This window comes from Thermoanaerobacter sp. CM-CNRG TB177 (genome assembly GCF_018588165.1).
GTDB classification, from domain to species: domain Bacteria; phylum Bacillota; class Thermoanaerobacteria; order Thermoanaerobacterales; family Thermoanaerobacteraceae; genus Thermoanaerobacter; species Thermoanaerobacter thermocopriae.
The window spans coordinates 1-14,977 of record NZ_JAFCAC010000067.1 but is presented as its reverse complement, the minus strand read 5'-3'; the positions used below and the strand labels follow the sequence as shown (position 1 = coordinate 14,977).

Below are 14,977 nucleotides of genomic sequence, written 5' to 3'. Positions count from 1 at the left end.
TCTCAAATATATAATTTGCAAAGAGCAAAAACATTCCCGCTTCTAAAAGCATTATATAGAAGCTGATAAAATGCCTATTCCCATACTTTTTGTCGCAATACCCAAAGGAATGGAAACTAATCCTACAGGTATAAGCACAAATAATAATCCAAACAACCTAAAAAAAGGTATTGCTATTTTAATGTCTTCTTTTGATGGCATAAAAGTAAGCAAAAAAGCGTAGGAAAAATTCTGTAAAACCGAAAGACTTATTATAAACAGTATAGCTGCAATAGTATTAAGCAAGCCGGGTTTTATAAAAATTGAAGCAGGTACTATAAGAAGTATCGCTGTTATAAACGATTTTAAAAGAGGTACAAAGTTTACTGCAATAAGCTTTTCTATGCCTTCTCCCGGAATTATGTAAATGTACATTCTATTTAATTCTGCCCCTATTGTTGAGACCATACTCAAAAGCCAAGCCATATAAGCGTACATAAAAGCCAAAACAAATATTATAGTGCTATCATTTTTAGGAAGAAAATATCCAAAAGCAATTGAAATTACAAGCAAAAAGAGGTTATAAAAATTAAAATATATAGAGCCTATCTGTCTTTTATTTTCTACCATTTTAAGCCATATAAAAGCCCATGGACCTTTTGGTGAAAATTTCACTTCTACTTTTCTTTTTTTCTTTTTTACATTTTCTTCCGTACCTGACAAGTCACCTTTATCGGCCTTTTCTCTTATCTTTCTTATCTTTTCATTGTAAGTGACAACTTCCTCATAATAGTCTGTCGCAAAATAAAGTCCTATAAATACAAGCAAAACTATTGTTACAAGTTGTAAAATTATCTGTATTATTGCGTTGTGAGAATTACCAGTAAAATATGAAAGTATAAGTCCTTTTGAAGGTCCTATAATAGGAACATAATCCCATCCTTTTAAGTCAAAATATTCAATAAAACCATAAATGTTTTGCTCTTTATAGGCAAAATACACTGCAGAACCGAGAACCAAGACTAATACACTCCATAAAATGTATTTTATTATCTCTTTTGCATTAAACTTCATTGAAATGGAGTAAAATAAAAAGCTTAAAGGACTAAGTGCAAGATAAAAAGTAAATACTCCGAGGTATCCCCAAATTAAGTTCTGTGAATATTTGAAAATTTCCATTGTAACACTTAAAAAAGGCAGATATATGATAAATAGAACAGCAATAAATAAATTTTTAAAAATGCTCCTTACCATGTACCAGAAAAATATCATTCTTTCTCTTATCGGGGAAGACAACAAAAAAGCTGTATCTCCTGGGCTCAATATAATTCCCGGCTGTCTTAAGGAGGTAAATAAAGAAGCAAAAACTCCCAAAAGCATGACCGCTATCAAAACTGCATTAAAAACTTCAAATTTTATCGTACTTATTTCATTGAATGTCTTTCCCCTCTTTGTTATCACGGGTATTAAAATGAATACAAACCAGATAAATTGAAGAAGATATATAAATATTCTTTTGGGGTTTTTGATTATATCCTTCACAAAATTTTTAAATCTTAATAAGTCCAATGTAAGCAAAGCCTTTATTTCTGTCATTTTGTCACCTCCAAAAAGAGGTCTTCTAATGTGCCATTAGGTCCTGCTTTTTCCATAACCTCTTCAAGAGTACCTTCATAGATGAGCTTTCCCGCTTTTAAAATAAGCACTCTGTCTCCAAGATTTTGAACTGAATCTAGCATGTGTGTACTCAAAAGAACAGATTTGCCTTCTTTTTTAAGTTCGCGTATGGTATCTTTAAGCTCTCTAATCGCCTTAGGGTCAAGCCCTACAAAGGGTTCATCAAAAAGCATTACCTCAGGTTTGTGCAAAAGGCCGCAAATAACCATCACCTTTTGCCTCATGCCTTTTGACAGATTTGCCCCTAATTCATCTTTTTTATCCAAAAGGTCATAGGCTTCAAGATATCTCAAAGCCTCTTTTTCCCAATTGTCAAGGTTGTAAGCAAGAGCAATAAACTTCATATGCTCCCAAACTGTAAGCATTGGGTATATGTCAGGAATTTCAGGTATGTAGGAAAGCTTTTTTCGCGCCTCTTTGTCTTTATAGTCATAACCGCATACCTTTATCTCTCCCTCTGTCTTTCTCAAAAGTCCTACTATAGTCTTTAAAGTAGTACTTTTACCTGCCCCGTTTGGACCAATAAGACCCACGACTTCACCGGGATAAAGTTCAAAAGTAATGCCATCAACCGCTTTTATTTTGCCGTAATACTTTTTTAAATTTTTAATAGACAATACGCTATTCATCGTAACCCTCCATTTTAGTGTAAATTTTTAACTGTTGTGGTAACAGTATTCAGTTGTGGTGAGTCAATCTTTGTGATAGACGATACCTAATAAGTTTCTGCACTCTGAGATTTTTCAATTGTAAATTCAACTGTGCCGATTGGCTTATCATTTTCAAAAATATCATACGTTAATCTCTGATAATCTCCCCACGGAATCTTATCAATCTCCATAGGTTCTGCATTCTGTGAACAGCCTGCAAGAATTATTAACAAAAAGCTTCAATAAACATATGATAAAATATCGCAACAATAAAATATATCAAGAGACTTACCTCCATCGTAAAAGTTATTAGACAAGAAATTTTTAACACAATACTATAAATTCTACAAATTCCCCCAAAATCCTTCTTTTATTTCCAAGTCATATCAAAATTTTACATGCTTTTAACAAATCATTATCAGCTTGCCTCTTCATACTTCTAACTATTTATAATCAAAAAGCTCATTATTTTAGCATAAAAACATACAATAGAAAAATATTAAAAAATAAAAGTATAGCCCCTACCGTAATATCATATGTCCCATGAAAAATTTTCTTTTTACCTTTTGCTTGAGGATACCTCATTACAATATAAGAAAACAACTGCAATATAGGCATAAAAAATATAAATTCCAACTTAGATGCAGCATAATTTATATTCCCAAAAGCATCTCTCTGAAGAGGTATACTCTTAGGTAAATATTTGTGTGCGAAACATTTATAATAAAGGTTATAACTGGAAATATACAATCCCACTTAAACAAATATTCAACTACTCTTTTTCGCATTTTCACTATATCCTCCCCTTTAATTTACTTGTTTTTACTGTTAAAGTCTACTATACTTTTGAATAATCTATTCCCTAGACATGCATAAAAGGGACGGTTTCTCCGCCCGGATTAGTCTAGGCAGAAAAACCGTCCTCAAAAAACACAGGTTAGTCCCCCTACTATTAACACAACCCTAACTCCAAAAATCTTTGCTGCAAATTCTGGTTACTTTTTACATATTCTAACCTTTCAATACATGAAATTCTACCTATTTAATGTCTTTCTTATATTTCTCTTATCTTTACTTTTCTCTACCATCCTCTCATTATTACTAGGCTAACGCTGCATTTGCCGGCTCGGAGAATACTAACCCAAAAGGTTAGCAGCAGCCTAAAAAAGCAGCAAAGGATTAGAAACTTTGCTGCTTTACTTTTACTTAACAATAAGTTAGTTTTCATAAAAGCCGCTTTAAAATATTTAGTATGCGTTTATTATTTAAATAACCAGTTGTATTTCCTATTTTTAAATCTCTATTTACTCTTGCCTCATATTCAGCAATCCAATCCATTCTACCATTACTATCGAACTGCGTCAGGAAAATATTTGGTTTTATTCTTTGAGGCGATTCACTTGGGTCAAAAGTTAAAATTCCGTAATCCAATAGGGAAATCTGTCCTGCTTTATACAGCTCATAAGAAATATTCTTAATATCACTAAAAGAAGCATTTCTAATGTTATATTTACCCGATAACTCCTTCCAAATATCTGAAGAATTATTTGCTTTATCATTATTTTTTATCACAAATGTATTAGAAATTTCTTGTCTCTTATCATGTTTAGTAATTTCACCGTCATATCGAATCTGCTGTTGATAACATAAAGGCATTATCATCATTTCTATCACTTCCCTAAATAAATTATTTAATCGTTTTATTTTATATGTATAAAATCGGACATTGTATTCCATGGATAGTTTGAAGAAGTATTCTGGTAAGTAAAATCACCACTATCATAGCCACTAGCATCCCACCAATAAAACCAACCATCTATAATTGAATCGTTATCTAAATCAATTGGTTGCGATTGAACGGAATTCAAAAGACTTCCATTCATTTTTGCAAAGCGCAGATGTCCATATCCTATTTCAATTGTTACTATATACATCTCATCTCCTCCATGATCTTCAACGGAAGAAAGTTGATTTTCCGAAAAATATTCATATGTTGGATGTTGAGAAGAAATTACAGCATATACCTGTAAATATGTTAATGGCGGAGCTGCCGCGAAAGGCTGAACTGTCTTCGATTCCAAAATTTCTTCTTCATAATTTTCCTTAACTGTTTTTAAATATTCACAAACTTTTTCATCAATCCTCATTGGAGATTTTATTAGCAAAGATGAATTAAGTGAATTTTTCTCATTTCCCCTTTCTAACTCTCTAGCCTGAACAGGAACCGATAATACCAAAGTAAAAAGCGCTATAATTGACATTATTATCACAATCTTTTTCATCATCTCTCCCCTCCTTTCATAATCTAATGCATATACTCCTAAGTTTTATTAAATTTTTTATGCCTAAACATTTAACTTTAAATAACATCCAATAACTCTATTTAATTCCATTTTACTATATTGTTCTAAAATTGTCAATGAAAATCGAAAATCTTGTTACAGCCCGTTATCGGCATATAAAGAATTTCTCGGGAATAATCTTTTTCCAACAGAAATAACATTCACCACTCTAAAATTCATTTTTTCAACATTTACTTCTGTAGGCATAGAAATAGTCCTCTGGTAAGTAATGCAGTTTTATTACTGGTTTTAGAAGCAACTGTTCTAATGTACCTACTTGTTTTTCAAAGGATATCGATACAGATACCTCACTTATTATGTTAGCCGCCAGAAACCAATATAAAAAGCCAATGTAATAACTGTCTTTTACAGCAGCATAATTTCTAAATTCCAAAAAGAATCCTGCAAAAAATATATAAGTTACAATCATATTTACTATATATAATTTTCACTAAATTTAGTTTGGGCCACTTTTTAATATTTGACTTTCAGAGGATATTTATGATTTTTTAGCTACTCTTTTGTCTTTTCTTATCCCTGACTATTTTCTTTGTATTTAATTGTCAGTTTTGATTATTATATATTTTATATCATACATACTTTGTTTTTTAATTCTGATTATTTTAATTAACTTTGCACAATAATAACATTTCTGCACTTATTTTTTATTTTCATTATACAATGAAACTAATGGCATGTCTACTATATTTTAGTATAGGTTTTATTACATTTCCAGTTAATGTTTACATAAATAAGCAAAAAAACTATACTAAAGTATAGTCACAAATTTTAGTCCATATCTATTAAGTTTAACTTAATCGCCTTTGCTACTGCTTCTTTGATATTTTTTACCCCAAGTTTTTCTACTATCTTTCTTTTGTGATATTTCACAGTCACAACCCCTATCCCAAGAACTTCTGCTATGTCTAATTCTCTGTATCCCTTTGCCTCTAATGCCAGTATTTTTATCTGGTTGTCATTTAATTTTATCTTTATCTCATTTAGCTCTTTTTCTTTCAATGTCTTTTCATATTCAATTGCTATTTTTTCAGCCAGCAGTTTTATTACCATTGATACTTCATTTGTGATTTTTTTATTAATAGTTGATATATCAACATAACCATGATAATAAATTCGCTCATCTTCTTTACTCTTTCAAGTGCTTCATACAACACTTTTGCTGCATTTGTTTAAAAATACGGATTTATAGCAGTAAAAATCATAAAACTGTTTATACCCGGTGTACCGCTTTATTAATATGTACCAATAATCCATTTTTTCTAGCGTACCTACTACTCATGTCAAAAACTACCTCAAAGCCCTCTGGCAGATATTTAAACCACCCAATAGTCCTGCTTTTTTCAAGACTTCCACCAGTTCTTCCTCTATTGTCTAAAGTACTCAAAGGCACAGCTCTTTTTCTAATCCTATTGCCCTTTTAAAAGGTATACTGGAAATTAAAGCTGTAATTAAAGATAAGAAAAGTGCAGCATAAAGACCCTTTTTGTCACTTAAGATTCCAAAGGAGTAAGTACATAGAATTGTAGAAACACTAATAAACAAACTATATATTGAAATAATCGTTGCACGCTCTGAAGAAGGTATTAACTTATTAAAATAAGACATAAAAATCGGAGTGTGTGCAGAATATACTGCTGTATAAATAATATAAGGTATAAATGAATACTTGGGAATCGCATACATCATAAATATAAACAATGCAGATGTAATACTGACAATCATTAGTGTGCGAGCTGCACCTCCGAATCTTTCAGCTATCCTGTCAGCATAACGGGGCACAAAAATACTAAGTACCATCGTTAATGCTAAAATAATACCAAACAATTCTACAGGTATGCCTGCCCTTTCGAAATAGGGCTGCCACAACATTGACATGATTCCTGACGAAAAAAAGAAGAAAAAAGACCCGACTGTAATAGATAACAAAATCCTGTGTTTAAATAGATACACAGTTCCTTTAGCAATTTTATTAAAATACTCTCTGTAACTGTATTCGTCCGTTTTTTTCTGTAATTTAGCTTCTTTGCCCGCTAAAAATACGTAAATAAAAACCAAAAAAATCCCTATACCTTCTATTAGCCAGATTTCTCTAAAGATATTATAACGTACTAAAACGCTGCCTCCTAAAAATCCTATCGTACTACCTAAATAGTTAAAACTTGTAAGACGTCCCCAGTATTTTGTCAGGTCCATTTCTTTTTGACCGAAAAGAAACGAATCAGCAAACCAAGATTCAAAGGCTCCAGAATTAAGAGTTGCTCCAACTCCTGATAAGAAATATAAAAATAATAAAACTGTAAAAGAGGTGTTGAAATATATCCCAATAGAAGTTAAACTGCCAATCAATAAAGATAAAAGGACAGAAAATTTACGGCTATATGTATCAGCAAAAGCACCCGTAGGTATTTCGAATAATATGACCGCTATGTGGTTTATTATTATGAGGAGTGAAATTTGTGAAAAATCTAAATTAATTTTATTAAAATATATTACCCAAAATGGTGCCATTAAAGATGTAAAAAAACTTGAAAACAATGTTACCGTCAAGAAAAATCGTTCATTCCTTTTTAAATTTTGCATTTATTTAAATCCTCCTCTGAAGGAATAAATTTACCAAATGTTAGGAAGTTTTCAGCAATACAATAATTCGTAGAACAGAAGCGAGCAAATTCACATTTGGTACACAGAAATTTTTTGCTTAATCTTTTGAAATAACTTCTTATCCTTTTTGCTTTCTCACTATTCCATATTTCAAAAATATCTTGTGATTTTATGTTGCCTAGAATTATTTTATCATCTACTCTTTGCTCGAAAATCCGGCATGGAAGTACATTCCCATCAGGTTGAATTTCAAAACCGACGTTTATATTGCAACCTGGAACCTTTTGGTCTTCAATAGACTTGGGTACATCTCCCATTATTTTAATGCCTTTATATTTTCCTTCTATATTCCAAATTTTTTCGTTAACTTTCTTTATTTCCTCCTTATTTGGTAAAGAGCTTCTGCTATGTCTAATTCTCTGTATCCCTTTGCCTCTAATGCCAGTATTTTTATCTGGTTGTCATTTAATTTTATCTTTATCTCATTTAGCTCTTTTTCTTTTACTATCTTTTCATATTCACTTGCTATTTTCTCAGCTAGCAGTTTTATTACCATTGATACTTCATCCGCAATCTTTTTATCAATAGTTGATATATCAATATAACCCATTATTTCCCCATCTTCTACTATTATAGGTGAAGCAATGCAGTGCCATTTTTTGAATATGTCACAGTAATGCTCCTGAGGTCTTACATACACTACCCTCTTTAATCTCATTGCCATTGAAATCGCATTTGTACCACAGCTTTCTTCTTCAAAGGATATCCCTAAGCGAAACCCAGAATCTTTTATACATCTTTCTTCTTTTATACTACACTTTGTTTCTAATAAGTATCCTTCAACGTCAGTAAGTAAAAATAGATATTCTCCTTTTACCCAATCCTCTTCTACACTCATATGAAAGGCTTCTATGAGCTCTCGGTTTTTATGTATTTTTATTTCTAAATCTTCTGGATTTAGCATTATTCGTGGGGTAGTTTCTAAAGGGTCAATACCTATTTCTTTACATCTCTTATATGAAGAAAGTAGCTCCTCCTGTGGACATAAAAAATTCATTTTTTATACCCCCAAAAAGATTGAACCGTTTTTAATATTATACAATATTTAGAGCAAAATTTGTGAAATTTGGAACGAAAGTGTCATTTTGGGGAACGAAAATGCATTTTTCGCCTAATATTTTACAATTAAAAATAAAAATTGAGGAGAATAACCTCCTCTTAGGCTGTAAACAAAGTCAAATTGAAAAATTTCTGCTTAATTGCCAGTACTTGAATAATGCCTTAAAGCCAAGTTCCAAACTTTGTATGAAATTAAGAAAAAGAGGATCGAAACTACAGGAGTTATTAATACTAGCACCAAACCATATTTATAATTTGCTATATAAAACAAACTGGGATAAAAAGCTGTAAAACCAATTGGAATCAAAACTGTAAAAACAATTTTGAGGATATCGTTGTATATTGTGATTGGATATTTTGAAAATTCAAAAAAATCCATTACAAGATTGGATATACCTGTTTCGCCAATTGTAAAAAAAGAAATTGAAGAAGATATTAGTCCCAAGGAAGCATATATTAAGCTTCCTGAAAGAAGTAATACAGGCAAAAAGATTAATTTTATTGACACTATTTTCAGCCTAACAATGGCAATTGTAAGAACAATTATGCCAAATATTAAATCTCCTATCCCATCTTCATCAAAAGAGTCTGCCATTATCTGAAATATGACATCAACCGGTTTTAATAAAAAACTATCTAATAAACCTGTCCTCGTATAGAAAGGCAGTGAAATAGTATTTATAAAAAAGCAGTGCCAAATTGCAAAACTTGTACTGGAAAAACCGTATAAAAATAAAATTTGATTGAAGTCCCATCCTTTAATATTATCAATAAGGTGAAATATAAAAAAGATTATTAAAAGGTTTATCAAGTTCTTTAAAATCAAGGCAACAATTCCAAAAAGAAAATCAGCATCGTATTCCATAAAAGAGCTTATATTTATCTTTGTAAAGTGAATATAAAGCTTTATGTACCTCAAAAGCATATTTTTCATATATTAACCACCTTGTACCTTTATTTTCTTTAAGGCATTTCTATAGACAAGAACATACAATAAAAGCAATAAAGCAATTGATACAGTTTGATATTTTACTACATTACAAAAATCATAATTGGCTTTATTCATAATAAACTCTATGGGTGTAAAATAAATTATTCTAAAAGGAAGCCAATCAACTATCTTTCTAAAAACAGGAGGATAGAGAGATATTGGCATCAATCTTCCTGAAAATATTCCCACTATGACATATTTAAAGCTTTGTATTCCCCAAGTACTGGTGGTATAAAAAGCTATAATCCCCATCAGCAGTTCAAAAAAGAACACAAAAACATATGACAGTAAAAGTATAAGTGCAAATTGAAAAAATCTTAAAACTGTCAGTTCTAATTTATAAGGAAGAAGAACCAACAGAACTATAAAGATGAATCCCCCATTTATTAATAACCTATATGCACTTTTGCCCAGAGATTCATAAAATAGCTGTGTTTCAATTTTAACTGGTTTTAAAAGTAAATGAATGATGTCTCCTGTTCTAACATGAAAAGCTATTTTACTACTTACATCCGTTGGAAACACGTAACTTATAATCTGGGCTAAAAAGATATAAAAAATAATATCATTAAAACTATACTGTTTTATATCGCCGGAATGATATATAGCCTGCCACAAAAAATACTGCATAATTAAGTAAAGCAGACCAGATAAAAAACTAAAAAAGGTACCTAATCTGTAAATGTATTGGCTTTCAAAACCTATTTTTATCAATTTAAAACCCAATCTTGCCTTTGTAGAGATTGTCTCCATTTTTCCTGCCCCTATCTTTATTTTGAAGATAAATTTGTTTTACAATATCTTTAAAATCAGGATAGTTTATTTCTACTCCTAACACAGTATTGTAACTAAATACATCTGTAAGCACTTGAGGCACTAAATCTTTAGAAACGTTGTCGACCTTTAAAAAGTTTTTAGATATACTAAAAGGCAAACTTTTTACACTTTGTGGTATTACTGCTTCTTTGTTTTTCAGTGTAAAGATGATTTGGCTTCCAACTTCTAATGTGTTTAAAACTTCATCTTTTGAAGCATCAAAGAGAATTTTACCTCTATCCAAAATTATTATTCTATCACTTACCTCTTCAATGTCAGATAAATCGTGGGTAGTGAGAATAATTGTAACTTTCTTTTCTTCCTTGATTTCTTTTAAAAAATGAAGTAAGGCCTCTTTGCTAAAAATATCTAAACCTATGGTAGGCTCATCTAAAAACACAACCTCCGGCCCGTGTAGAAAAGCAGCGCATAACTCAGCCCTCATCTTTTCACCTAAACTCAATGTCCTTACTGGTCTATGCATAATTTTTTTTATATCAAGCACTTCAGAAAAATAATCAAGCCTTTCTTTAAAAACTTTATCATCTACATTATAAATTTCTTTCAACAAGCCGTAAGACTCATAAGCTGGCAGGTCCCATCTTAACTGGGTTCTTTGTCCAAATACTGCCCCAATTCTATAATTGTTTTTCATTCTATGTTTTGAAGGAATATTGCCAAATACTCTGACCACGCCCTCTGTAGGCTCTAAAATCCCTGTTAAAATTTTTATGGTTGTGGATTTTCCAGCCCCATTTACTCCAATTAGCCCTACACTTTCACCCAAATCAATAGAAAAGCTGACATTATCTAATGCTTTAACTTCTTTTACACCTTCCCTACTCCATAGTCTTTTAAAAATCCTTCCAAGACTTTTCCCTTCATAAGCGCAATAAACTTTTGTTAAATTCTTAACCTCAATAACTCTCATTTGTATCCTCCAACTTTTTCAAATTATAATTATCATTTCATGTCCATTAGGCATAACCCGGAATAAAAGAAATAACCAGAGATTGGCTTCTACCTTTCTTTGTTTTTATATCTCTATCTTTATTTCATAGTAATTAGCTAAAGCATGCCAACAGCTAAGCACTTTTCCTCTATTAGCAGTATTAGAGTCTAAATCGTATTTTTGTATAACCAAAGTAGTATTACCAACTTCTTCTACTGCTTTAAGCGTTTAAATTCTACTGGATATTTTTTTACTCCCACCTTTCATTTTAGCCCCTATTAGTTTTTATTTTAACTAACCTAGTATACGATTGTCCAGATAGATTAATGTGCAGATTTTCTTAGGAATTTATCTATAATTTTTGCATGATATGAAAATATTATTGATAATCGTTTAAGTATCTTAAATAACTTTCAATAATTTTATCAAAAGAATAACAATTACCTTTAAACAAGTCTCCCTTCCTTAGTATAGCTTTATAACTACATCCTCCCCCACATATATACTTAAATTTACATTTTATACAATTAGAAATAGTAGTAATATTTCTGTTTCTCCATTTATTTATTCTATTGTCATCTAATACATATTCATTACCGAATTTTTCGCCTATTTTAAATTCATCTCTACCAGCTCCCCACCAGCAACTATAAATATAACCTAATGCATCAAAAACATATTGATTTCTACACGCATCGCAAAAAACAAATTTCAAAGGAGGAGTTTCATTACCTCTTAGAGCATCAATAAATGATATGCCATGGAAATCCAGTCCAAATAATCTATTTTTTTGAGGCATACTTTTGAAAATTGACAAGACTTTATTAAGTATCTCACACTCTTCCAGATAAATTTTATTGGGATTATGACCACTAAAGGAAATAGGATATAGGTAAATGTGGAAATTTTTAAAATTATTCCATTTTTTGCTAATTACTACCTCTGATAATTCAGGCAAATCATTTATATTTTGTTCATCAATGTTAACTCTAACATAAGTATAGATGTTATTTTCTAATAAACAATCGATTGATTCACACACTCTTTCAAAACTATTGATAGTAGTATCAATTGGTATCCTACGCTTATTATGTGTTTCCACACTACCATCCAATGTTATTTGACATGTAGTAATTCCGTATTTCTTTAAATTTTTAATATATTTTTTTATTTCCAAACCATTTGTTATAAAATTCAATTTATAAGAGACGGAAAGATTTTGTATATTCTTAAATAAGTAATCATAAAATTTCATATTTCTTTGCATTATAGGCTCTCCACCTAATATATTAAATTCTATATCTTTATTTCTTTCATCTTTTAAAATTTCTTTCAATAATTTAACTATTGCTTCAGCATAATCGATATCCATAATTTTTTTAATTCGTTTCAAATCACCTTCATAACAATATTCGCAATTCATGTTGCACAGATATGTTGGTATTATTGTGAAATTTATTCTATTGCTGATTATTCTCTGCAATTTTTTTTGTAATATATTGCTTTTCTCCTCATATAAATGTGAAAACTCTTCGTAAATTTCTAAATTGGCACTAGTCTTACTTATGTAATTTATTTTTCCAACAAGAAAATCGACAACTGCTCCTTTTTTCTCATTGATATCATAATAACTTTGATACTGATTAAGAATAATCTTGTCCATTGAAAAAGCCCTCCAGTTCTAATTCAACCAAAAAGTTATTTAAAGAATTCTCTATATCTAGACAATACGGAGAGGTTATATCTCCATTAACTGCTAAATTTGAAACCAAACAACCTCCATTACACATACCAATAAATTTACATTTTAAACATTTTTCATTGTCTAATACCGAATAACTACTCCAGTTCTCTTTTTCTTTATAAAACATAAAGTAAGGATAATATTGCCCAATAGCATAAGATACATCTCCAGCAATTTCATCACAGGGATAAATTTTGCCATCCGGATAAAAAGCAAAAACCCCAGGATATATAGCTTTACATCCCTTCAAATTTGGGATAGCTATTTCTTTTTTAAGAAATTGTCTATAAATTTTACCTAAAATACTAACTTCACTTCCTATCAGCATTTCATCTGTTATTCTTTTGTCTTTTAGTTTTGTTCTTAAAAGAACCGGATAATATTCTGTGTAAGGTAATTCATTTTTATAAAAATTATTTTCTGGATGTTTTCTTGACTGTATTCTACCAAATTCTATCCTACAATTTTGTTTGCCTAAAATATCGTTAATTTCTAATTCGTTAAATAAATCTGAAATTGAGTCACAATTAAGTTTATCAAGTAAAAAATTTATTATCACTTGAATATGATCGTACTTATTCAAGACATACCTTATATTATCTGTAATTATGCTAAAAGTATCAAAATTAGAGTTATCTCTTATAAAATTATGAATTTTCTTAGGACCGTTTAAAGTAAATCTTAATATTTTTATCATTTGTTTATTTGAACTTAAAACATCGTCATATTGTTTTAAGTATATCCCGTTAGTAACTATTTCAACAGTTGCATCTATAGTCTTAAACCTATCAAACATATATTCTATTATTTGCTTATTCTGAGGTAGTAACGGTTCCCCTCCAAAAATGACTAAATGCTTATTTTCTTTTTTACTTAGTAAATCGATAGTGGTAACTACTGAATCGACATGCTTTTTAGAAATTGTAATATTTTTACTTTTATAATCACGTTGGTAACAATAAGGACAATTCAAGTTGCATTCGGTAGTTACATATATGAAAAATTGTGGTTTTAACCTCCCTTTATTTCCTAAAAGAGTTATTGCTTTATTTAAAAGAGCTTCATCGCTCCCTTTATCTTCCACAATAAATAATTTAGAAATTAACTTTCCTAGTTTTTTATTGCTTATAAAATCAAATTTATTTTTTTCCCACAAAACAATATCTTCTCCAGTTAGAATCTCATAACTAAATGTCAAAGTATGAAAAAGTAAAAGCTTACTATTTATAAAACACTCATGAATATACTTTGATTTAAACATTATAATTCTCCTCCACATATAATCATTTCTTGACCTATTATCGAAATACTTAATAAATCTAAAAATCTAAGAACTACATCACTCACTAGTAAGAGAAGAGTGATGTAGTTCTTCTAACATTTGAATCAAAATTACTACGTAACTTAACTACTTTTGTTTAACCGTCTCCGATTGTATTTTTTCTCCCATACATACAATTACAAACGTCAGAAATTATTTTTAATTCTTCCTCAGTTAAATCTAACCACGTTTTTACATCTAAATCTTGTTTCTTAATTCGTGTTTTAACCCCTTCATCTTGTCTTTTAACTTTCATCCCTTTCACCTCCTACTTGTTAAAAAGTTTATCGCAAGAAAGGAAAACCCTTCCTGCTGGCGTAAATAACAGGAATTAGATTAGAAAACCTGAATTTTTTAGAAAAAGCTATCGCTCTCAGTTAGTTTAACTGTCCCTGAAAGAGACCCTCTCGAAATAAAGATATAGCTCCTTACAATTACTAGAGAAATGGTACTTTTAGTATCGCAGTTAGGTAAGTTTAACTATTACACTGCAACTTACAATATCTAAACCACACTGGCAAATTGTTTTCTAATCTTTTTAACAAGCGATAATTCTTTTTTAATATTTCCCTAAAAGCTAAACCTCTTGTTTTCACTATTCAATACTCAATAACTATAAACTTGTGCATAATTTGAAAGCCTTAATTTAAGCCACTTCCAAGATGTACTTTTTTGCTATTGTAAAAGTCAATATATTTTTGCACAAAAAATGGAATATAATTTTGTACAAAAAATGTACTAAGATGCATTCGAAGAACTGTTAA

Annotated in this window: 17 protein-coding genes; all 17 read right to left on the bottom strand. The window is 30.3% G+C overall.

Features of this window, described 5'->3' with window-relative positions; translation table 11 throughout:
• Positions 1 to 51: 51 nt before the first annotated feature.
• The 17 genes from I4N53_RS08000 to I4N53_RS07920 all read right to left on the bottom strand — a co-directional run bounded on the left by I4N53_RS08000 (position 52) and on the right by I4N53_RS07920 (position 14,469).
• Positions 52 to 1,575, bottom strand: a complete 1,524-nt coding sequence (locus tag I4N53_RS08000; protein ID WP_255549791.1) for a putative ABC exporter domain-containing protein — start codon at positions 1,573 to 1,575, stop codon at positions 52 to 54.
• Positions 1,572 to 2,285 (bottom strand): ABC transporter ATP-binding protein, encoded by a 714-nt coding sequence (locus tag I4N53_RS07995; RefSeq protein ID WP_074666723.1) that lies wholly within the window; start codon positions 2,283 to 2,285, stop codon positions 1,572 to 1,574. The genes I4N53_RS08000 and I4N53_RS07995 overlap by 4 nt, the downstream gene beginning before the upstream one ends.
• 86 nt (positions 2,286 to 2,371) lie before the next feature.
• Positions 2,372 to 2,497: a hypothetical protein gene (locus I4N53_RS07990; protein WP_255549790.1), complete on the bottom strand. Its 126-nt coding sequence runs from the start codon at positions 2,495 to 2,497 to the stop codon at positions 2,372 to 2,374.
• Between the two features lie 1,033 nt (positions 2,498 to 3,530).
• Complete coding sequence (locus I4N53_RS07985) at positions 3,531 to 3,971, bottom strand: hypothetical protein (RefSeq protein WP_012994526.1); 441 nt, start codon at positions 3,969 to 3,971, stop codon at positions 3,531 to 3,533.
• Between the two features lie 35 nt (positions 3,972 to 4,006).
• Positions 4,007 to 4,591: a DUF4879 domain-containing protein gene (locus I4N53_RS07980; protein WP_049684522.1), complete on the bottom strand. Its 585-nt coding sequence runs from the start codon at positions 4,589 to 4,591 to the stop codon at positions 4,007 to 4,009.
• A gap of 241 nt (positions 4,592 to 4,832) precedes the next feature.
• A complete protein-coding gene (locus tag I4N53_RS07975; RefSeq protein WP_028992207.1) occupies positions 4,833 to 5,042 on the bottom strand; it encodes a hypothetical protein in 210 nt (69 codons plus the stop codon).
• 395 nt (positions 5,043 to 5,437) lie between these two features.
• Complete coding sequence (locus I4N53_RS07970) at positions 5,438 to 5,719, bottom strand: helix-turn-helix transcriptional regulator (protein WP_214495999.1); 282 nt, start codon at positions 5,717 to 5,719, stop codon at positions 5,438 to 5,440.
• Between the two features lie 160 nt (positions 5,720 to 5,879).
• Positions 5,880 to 6,053: a hypothetical protein gene (locus I4N53_RS07965; RefSeq protein WP_154653787.1), complete on the bottom strand. Its 174-nt coding sequence runs from the start codon at positions 6,051 to 6,053 to the stop codon at positions 5,880 to 5,882.
• Entirely contained in the window at positions 6,050 to 7,249 is a 1,200-nt protein-coding gene (locus tag I4N53_RS07960; protein ID WP_004402046.1) for an MFS transporter, read from the bottom strand. Before I4N53_RS07960 ends, I4N53_RS07965 begins: the two co-directional genes overlap by 4 nt.
• Complete coding sequence (locus I4N53_RS07955; protein ID WP_255549789.1) at positions 7,237 to 7,587, bottom strand: SPASM domain-containing protein; 351 nt, start codon at positions 7,585 to 7,587, stop codon at positions 7,237 to 7,239. The genes I4N53_RS07960 and I4N53_RS07955 overlap by 13 nt, the downstream gene beginning before the upstream one ends.
• A 56-nt stretch (positions 7,588 to 7,643) precedes the next feature.
• Positions 7,644 to 8,327, bottom strand: coding sequence for a LuxR family transcriptional regulator (locus tag I4N53_RS07950; RefSeq protein ID WP_214495998.1), 684 nt, complete (start codon positions 8,325 to 8,327; stop codon positions 7,644 to 7,646).
• Positions 8,328 to 8,525: 198 nt separating this feature from the next.
• Positions 8,526 to 9,323 (bottom strand): ABC transporter permease, encoded by a 798-nt coding sequence (locus I4N53_RS07945; protein ID WP_012994520.1) that lies wholly within the window; start codon positions 9,321 to 9,323, stop codon positions 8,526 to 8,528.
• 3 nt (positions 9,324 to 9,326) lie between these two features.
• On the bottom strand, positions 9,327 to 10,133 hold the full coding sequence (locus I4N53_RS07940) for an ABC-2 family transporter protein (protein WP_004406014.1): 807 nt from the start codon (positions 10,131 to 10,133) through the stop codon (positions 9,327 to 9,329).
• Positions 10,096 to 11,127: an ATP-binding cassette domain-containing protein gene (locus I4N53_RS07935; protein WP_004406012.1), complete on the bottom strand. Its 1,032-nt coding sequence runs from the start codon at positions 11,125 to 11,127 to the stop codon at positions 10,096 to 10,098. Before I4N53_RS07935 ends, I4N53_RS07940 begins: the two co-directional genes overlap by 38 nt.
• A 400-nt stretch (positions 11,128 to 11,527) precedes the next feature.
• The gene (locus I4N53_RS07930) at positions 11,528 to 12,811 is read right to left on the bottom strand and encodes a radical SAM/SPASM domain-containing protein (RefSeq protein WP_214495997.1); all 1,284 of its coding nucleotides are present in this window, start codon (positions 12,809 to 12,811) and stop codon (positions 11,528 to 11,530) included.
• Entirely contained in the window at positions 12,792 to 14,153 is a 1,362-nt protein-coding gene (locus I4N53_RS07925) for a radical SAM/SPASM domain-containing protein (RefSeq protein ID WP_214495996.1), read from the bottom strand. The genes I4N53_RS07930 and I4N53_RS07925 overlap by 20 nt, the downstream gene beginning before the upstream one ends.
• Before the next feature lie 157 nt (positions 14,154 to 14,310).
• Positions 14,311 to 14,469, bottom strand: coding sequence for a hypothetical protein (locus I4N53_RS07920; RefSeq protein WP_004406008.1), 159 nt, complete (start codon positions 14,467 to 14,469; stop codon positions 14,311 to 14,313).
• Positions 14,470 to 14,977 lie beyond the last annotated feature (508 nt).

Coding starts and splice junctions, on each gene's coding strand:
- I4N53_RS08000 (WP_255549791.1), bottom strand. CDS start 1,575: ATGACAGAAATAAAGGCTTTGCTTACATTGGACTTATTAAGATTTAAA.
- I4N53_RS07995 (WP_074666723.1), bottom strand. CDS start 2,285: ATGAATAGCGTATTGTCTATTAAAAATTTAAAAAAGTATTACGGCAAA.
- I4N53_RS07990 (WP_255549790.1), bottom strand. CDS start 2,497: ATGGAGATTGATAAGATTCCGTGGGGAGATTATCAGAGATTAACGTAT.
- I4N53_RS07985 (WP_012994526.1), bottom strand. CDS start 3,971: ATGATGATAATGCCTTTATGTTATCAACAGCAGATTCGATATGACGGT.
- I4N53_RS07980 (WP_049684522.1), bottom strand. CDS start 4,591: ATGATGAAAAAGATTGTGATAATAATGTCAATTATAGCGCTTTTTACT.
- I4N53_RS07970 (WP_214495999.1), bottom strand. CDS start 5,719: ATGGTAATAAAACTGCTGGCTGAAAAAATAGCAATTGAATATGAAAAG.
- I4N53_RS07960 (WP_004402046.1), bottom strand. CDS start 7,249: ATGCAAAATTTAAAAAGGAATGAACGATTTTTCTTGACGGTAACATTG.
- I4N53_RS07955 (WP_255549789.1), bottom strand. CDS start 7,587: ATGGGAGATGTACCCAAGTCTATTGAAGACCAAAAGGTTCCAGGTTGC.
- I4N53_RS07950 (WP_214495998.1), bottom strand. CDS start 8,327: ATGAATTTTTTATGTCCACAGGAGGAGCTACTTTCTTCATATAAGAGA.
- I4N53_RS07945 (WP_012994520.1), bottom strand. CDS start 9,323: ATGAAAAATATGCTTTTGAGGTACATAAAGCTTTATATTCACTTTACA.
- I4N53_RS07940 (WP_004406014.1), bottom strand. CDS start 10,133: ATGGAGACAATCTCTACAAAGGCAAGATTGGGTTTTAAATTGATAAAA.
- I4N53_RS07935 (WP_004406012.1), bottom strand. CDS start 11,127: ATGAGAGTTATTGAGGTTAAGAATTTAACAAAAGTTTATTGCGCTTAT.
- I4N53_RS07930 (WP_214495997.1), bottom strand. CDS start 12,811: ATGGACAAGATTATTCTTAATCAGTATCAAAGTTATTATGATATCAAT.
- I4N53_RS07925 (WP_214495996.1), bottom strand. CDS start 14,153: ATGTTTAAATCAAAGTATATTCATGAGTGTTTTATAAATAGTAAGCTT.
- I4N53_RS07920 (WP_004406008.1), bottom strand. CDS start 14,469: ATGAAAGTTAAAAGACAAGATGAAGGGGTTAAAACACGAATTAAGAAA.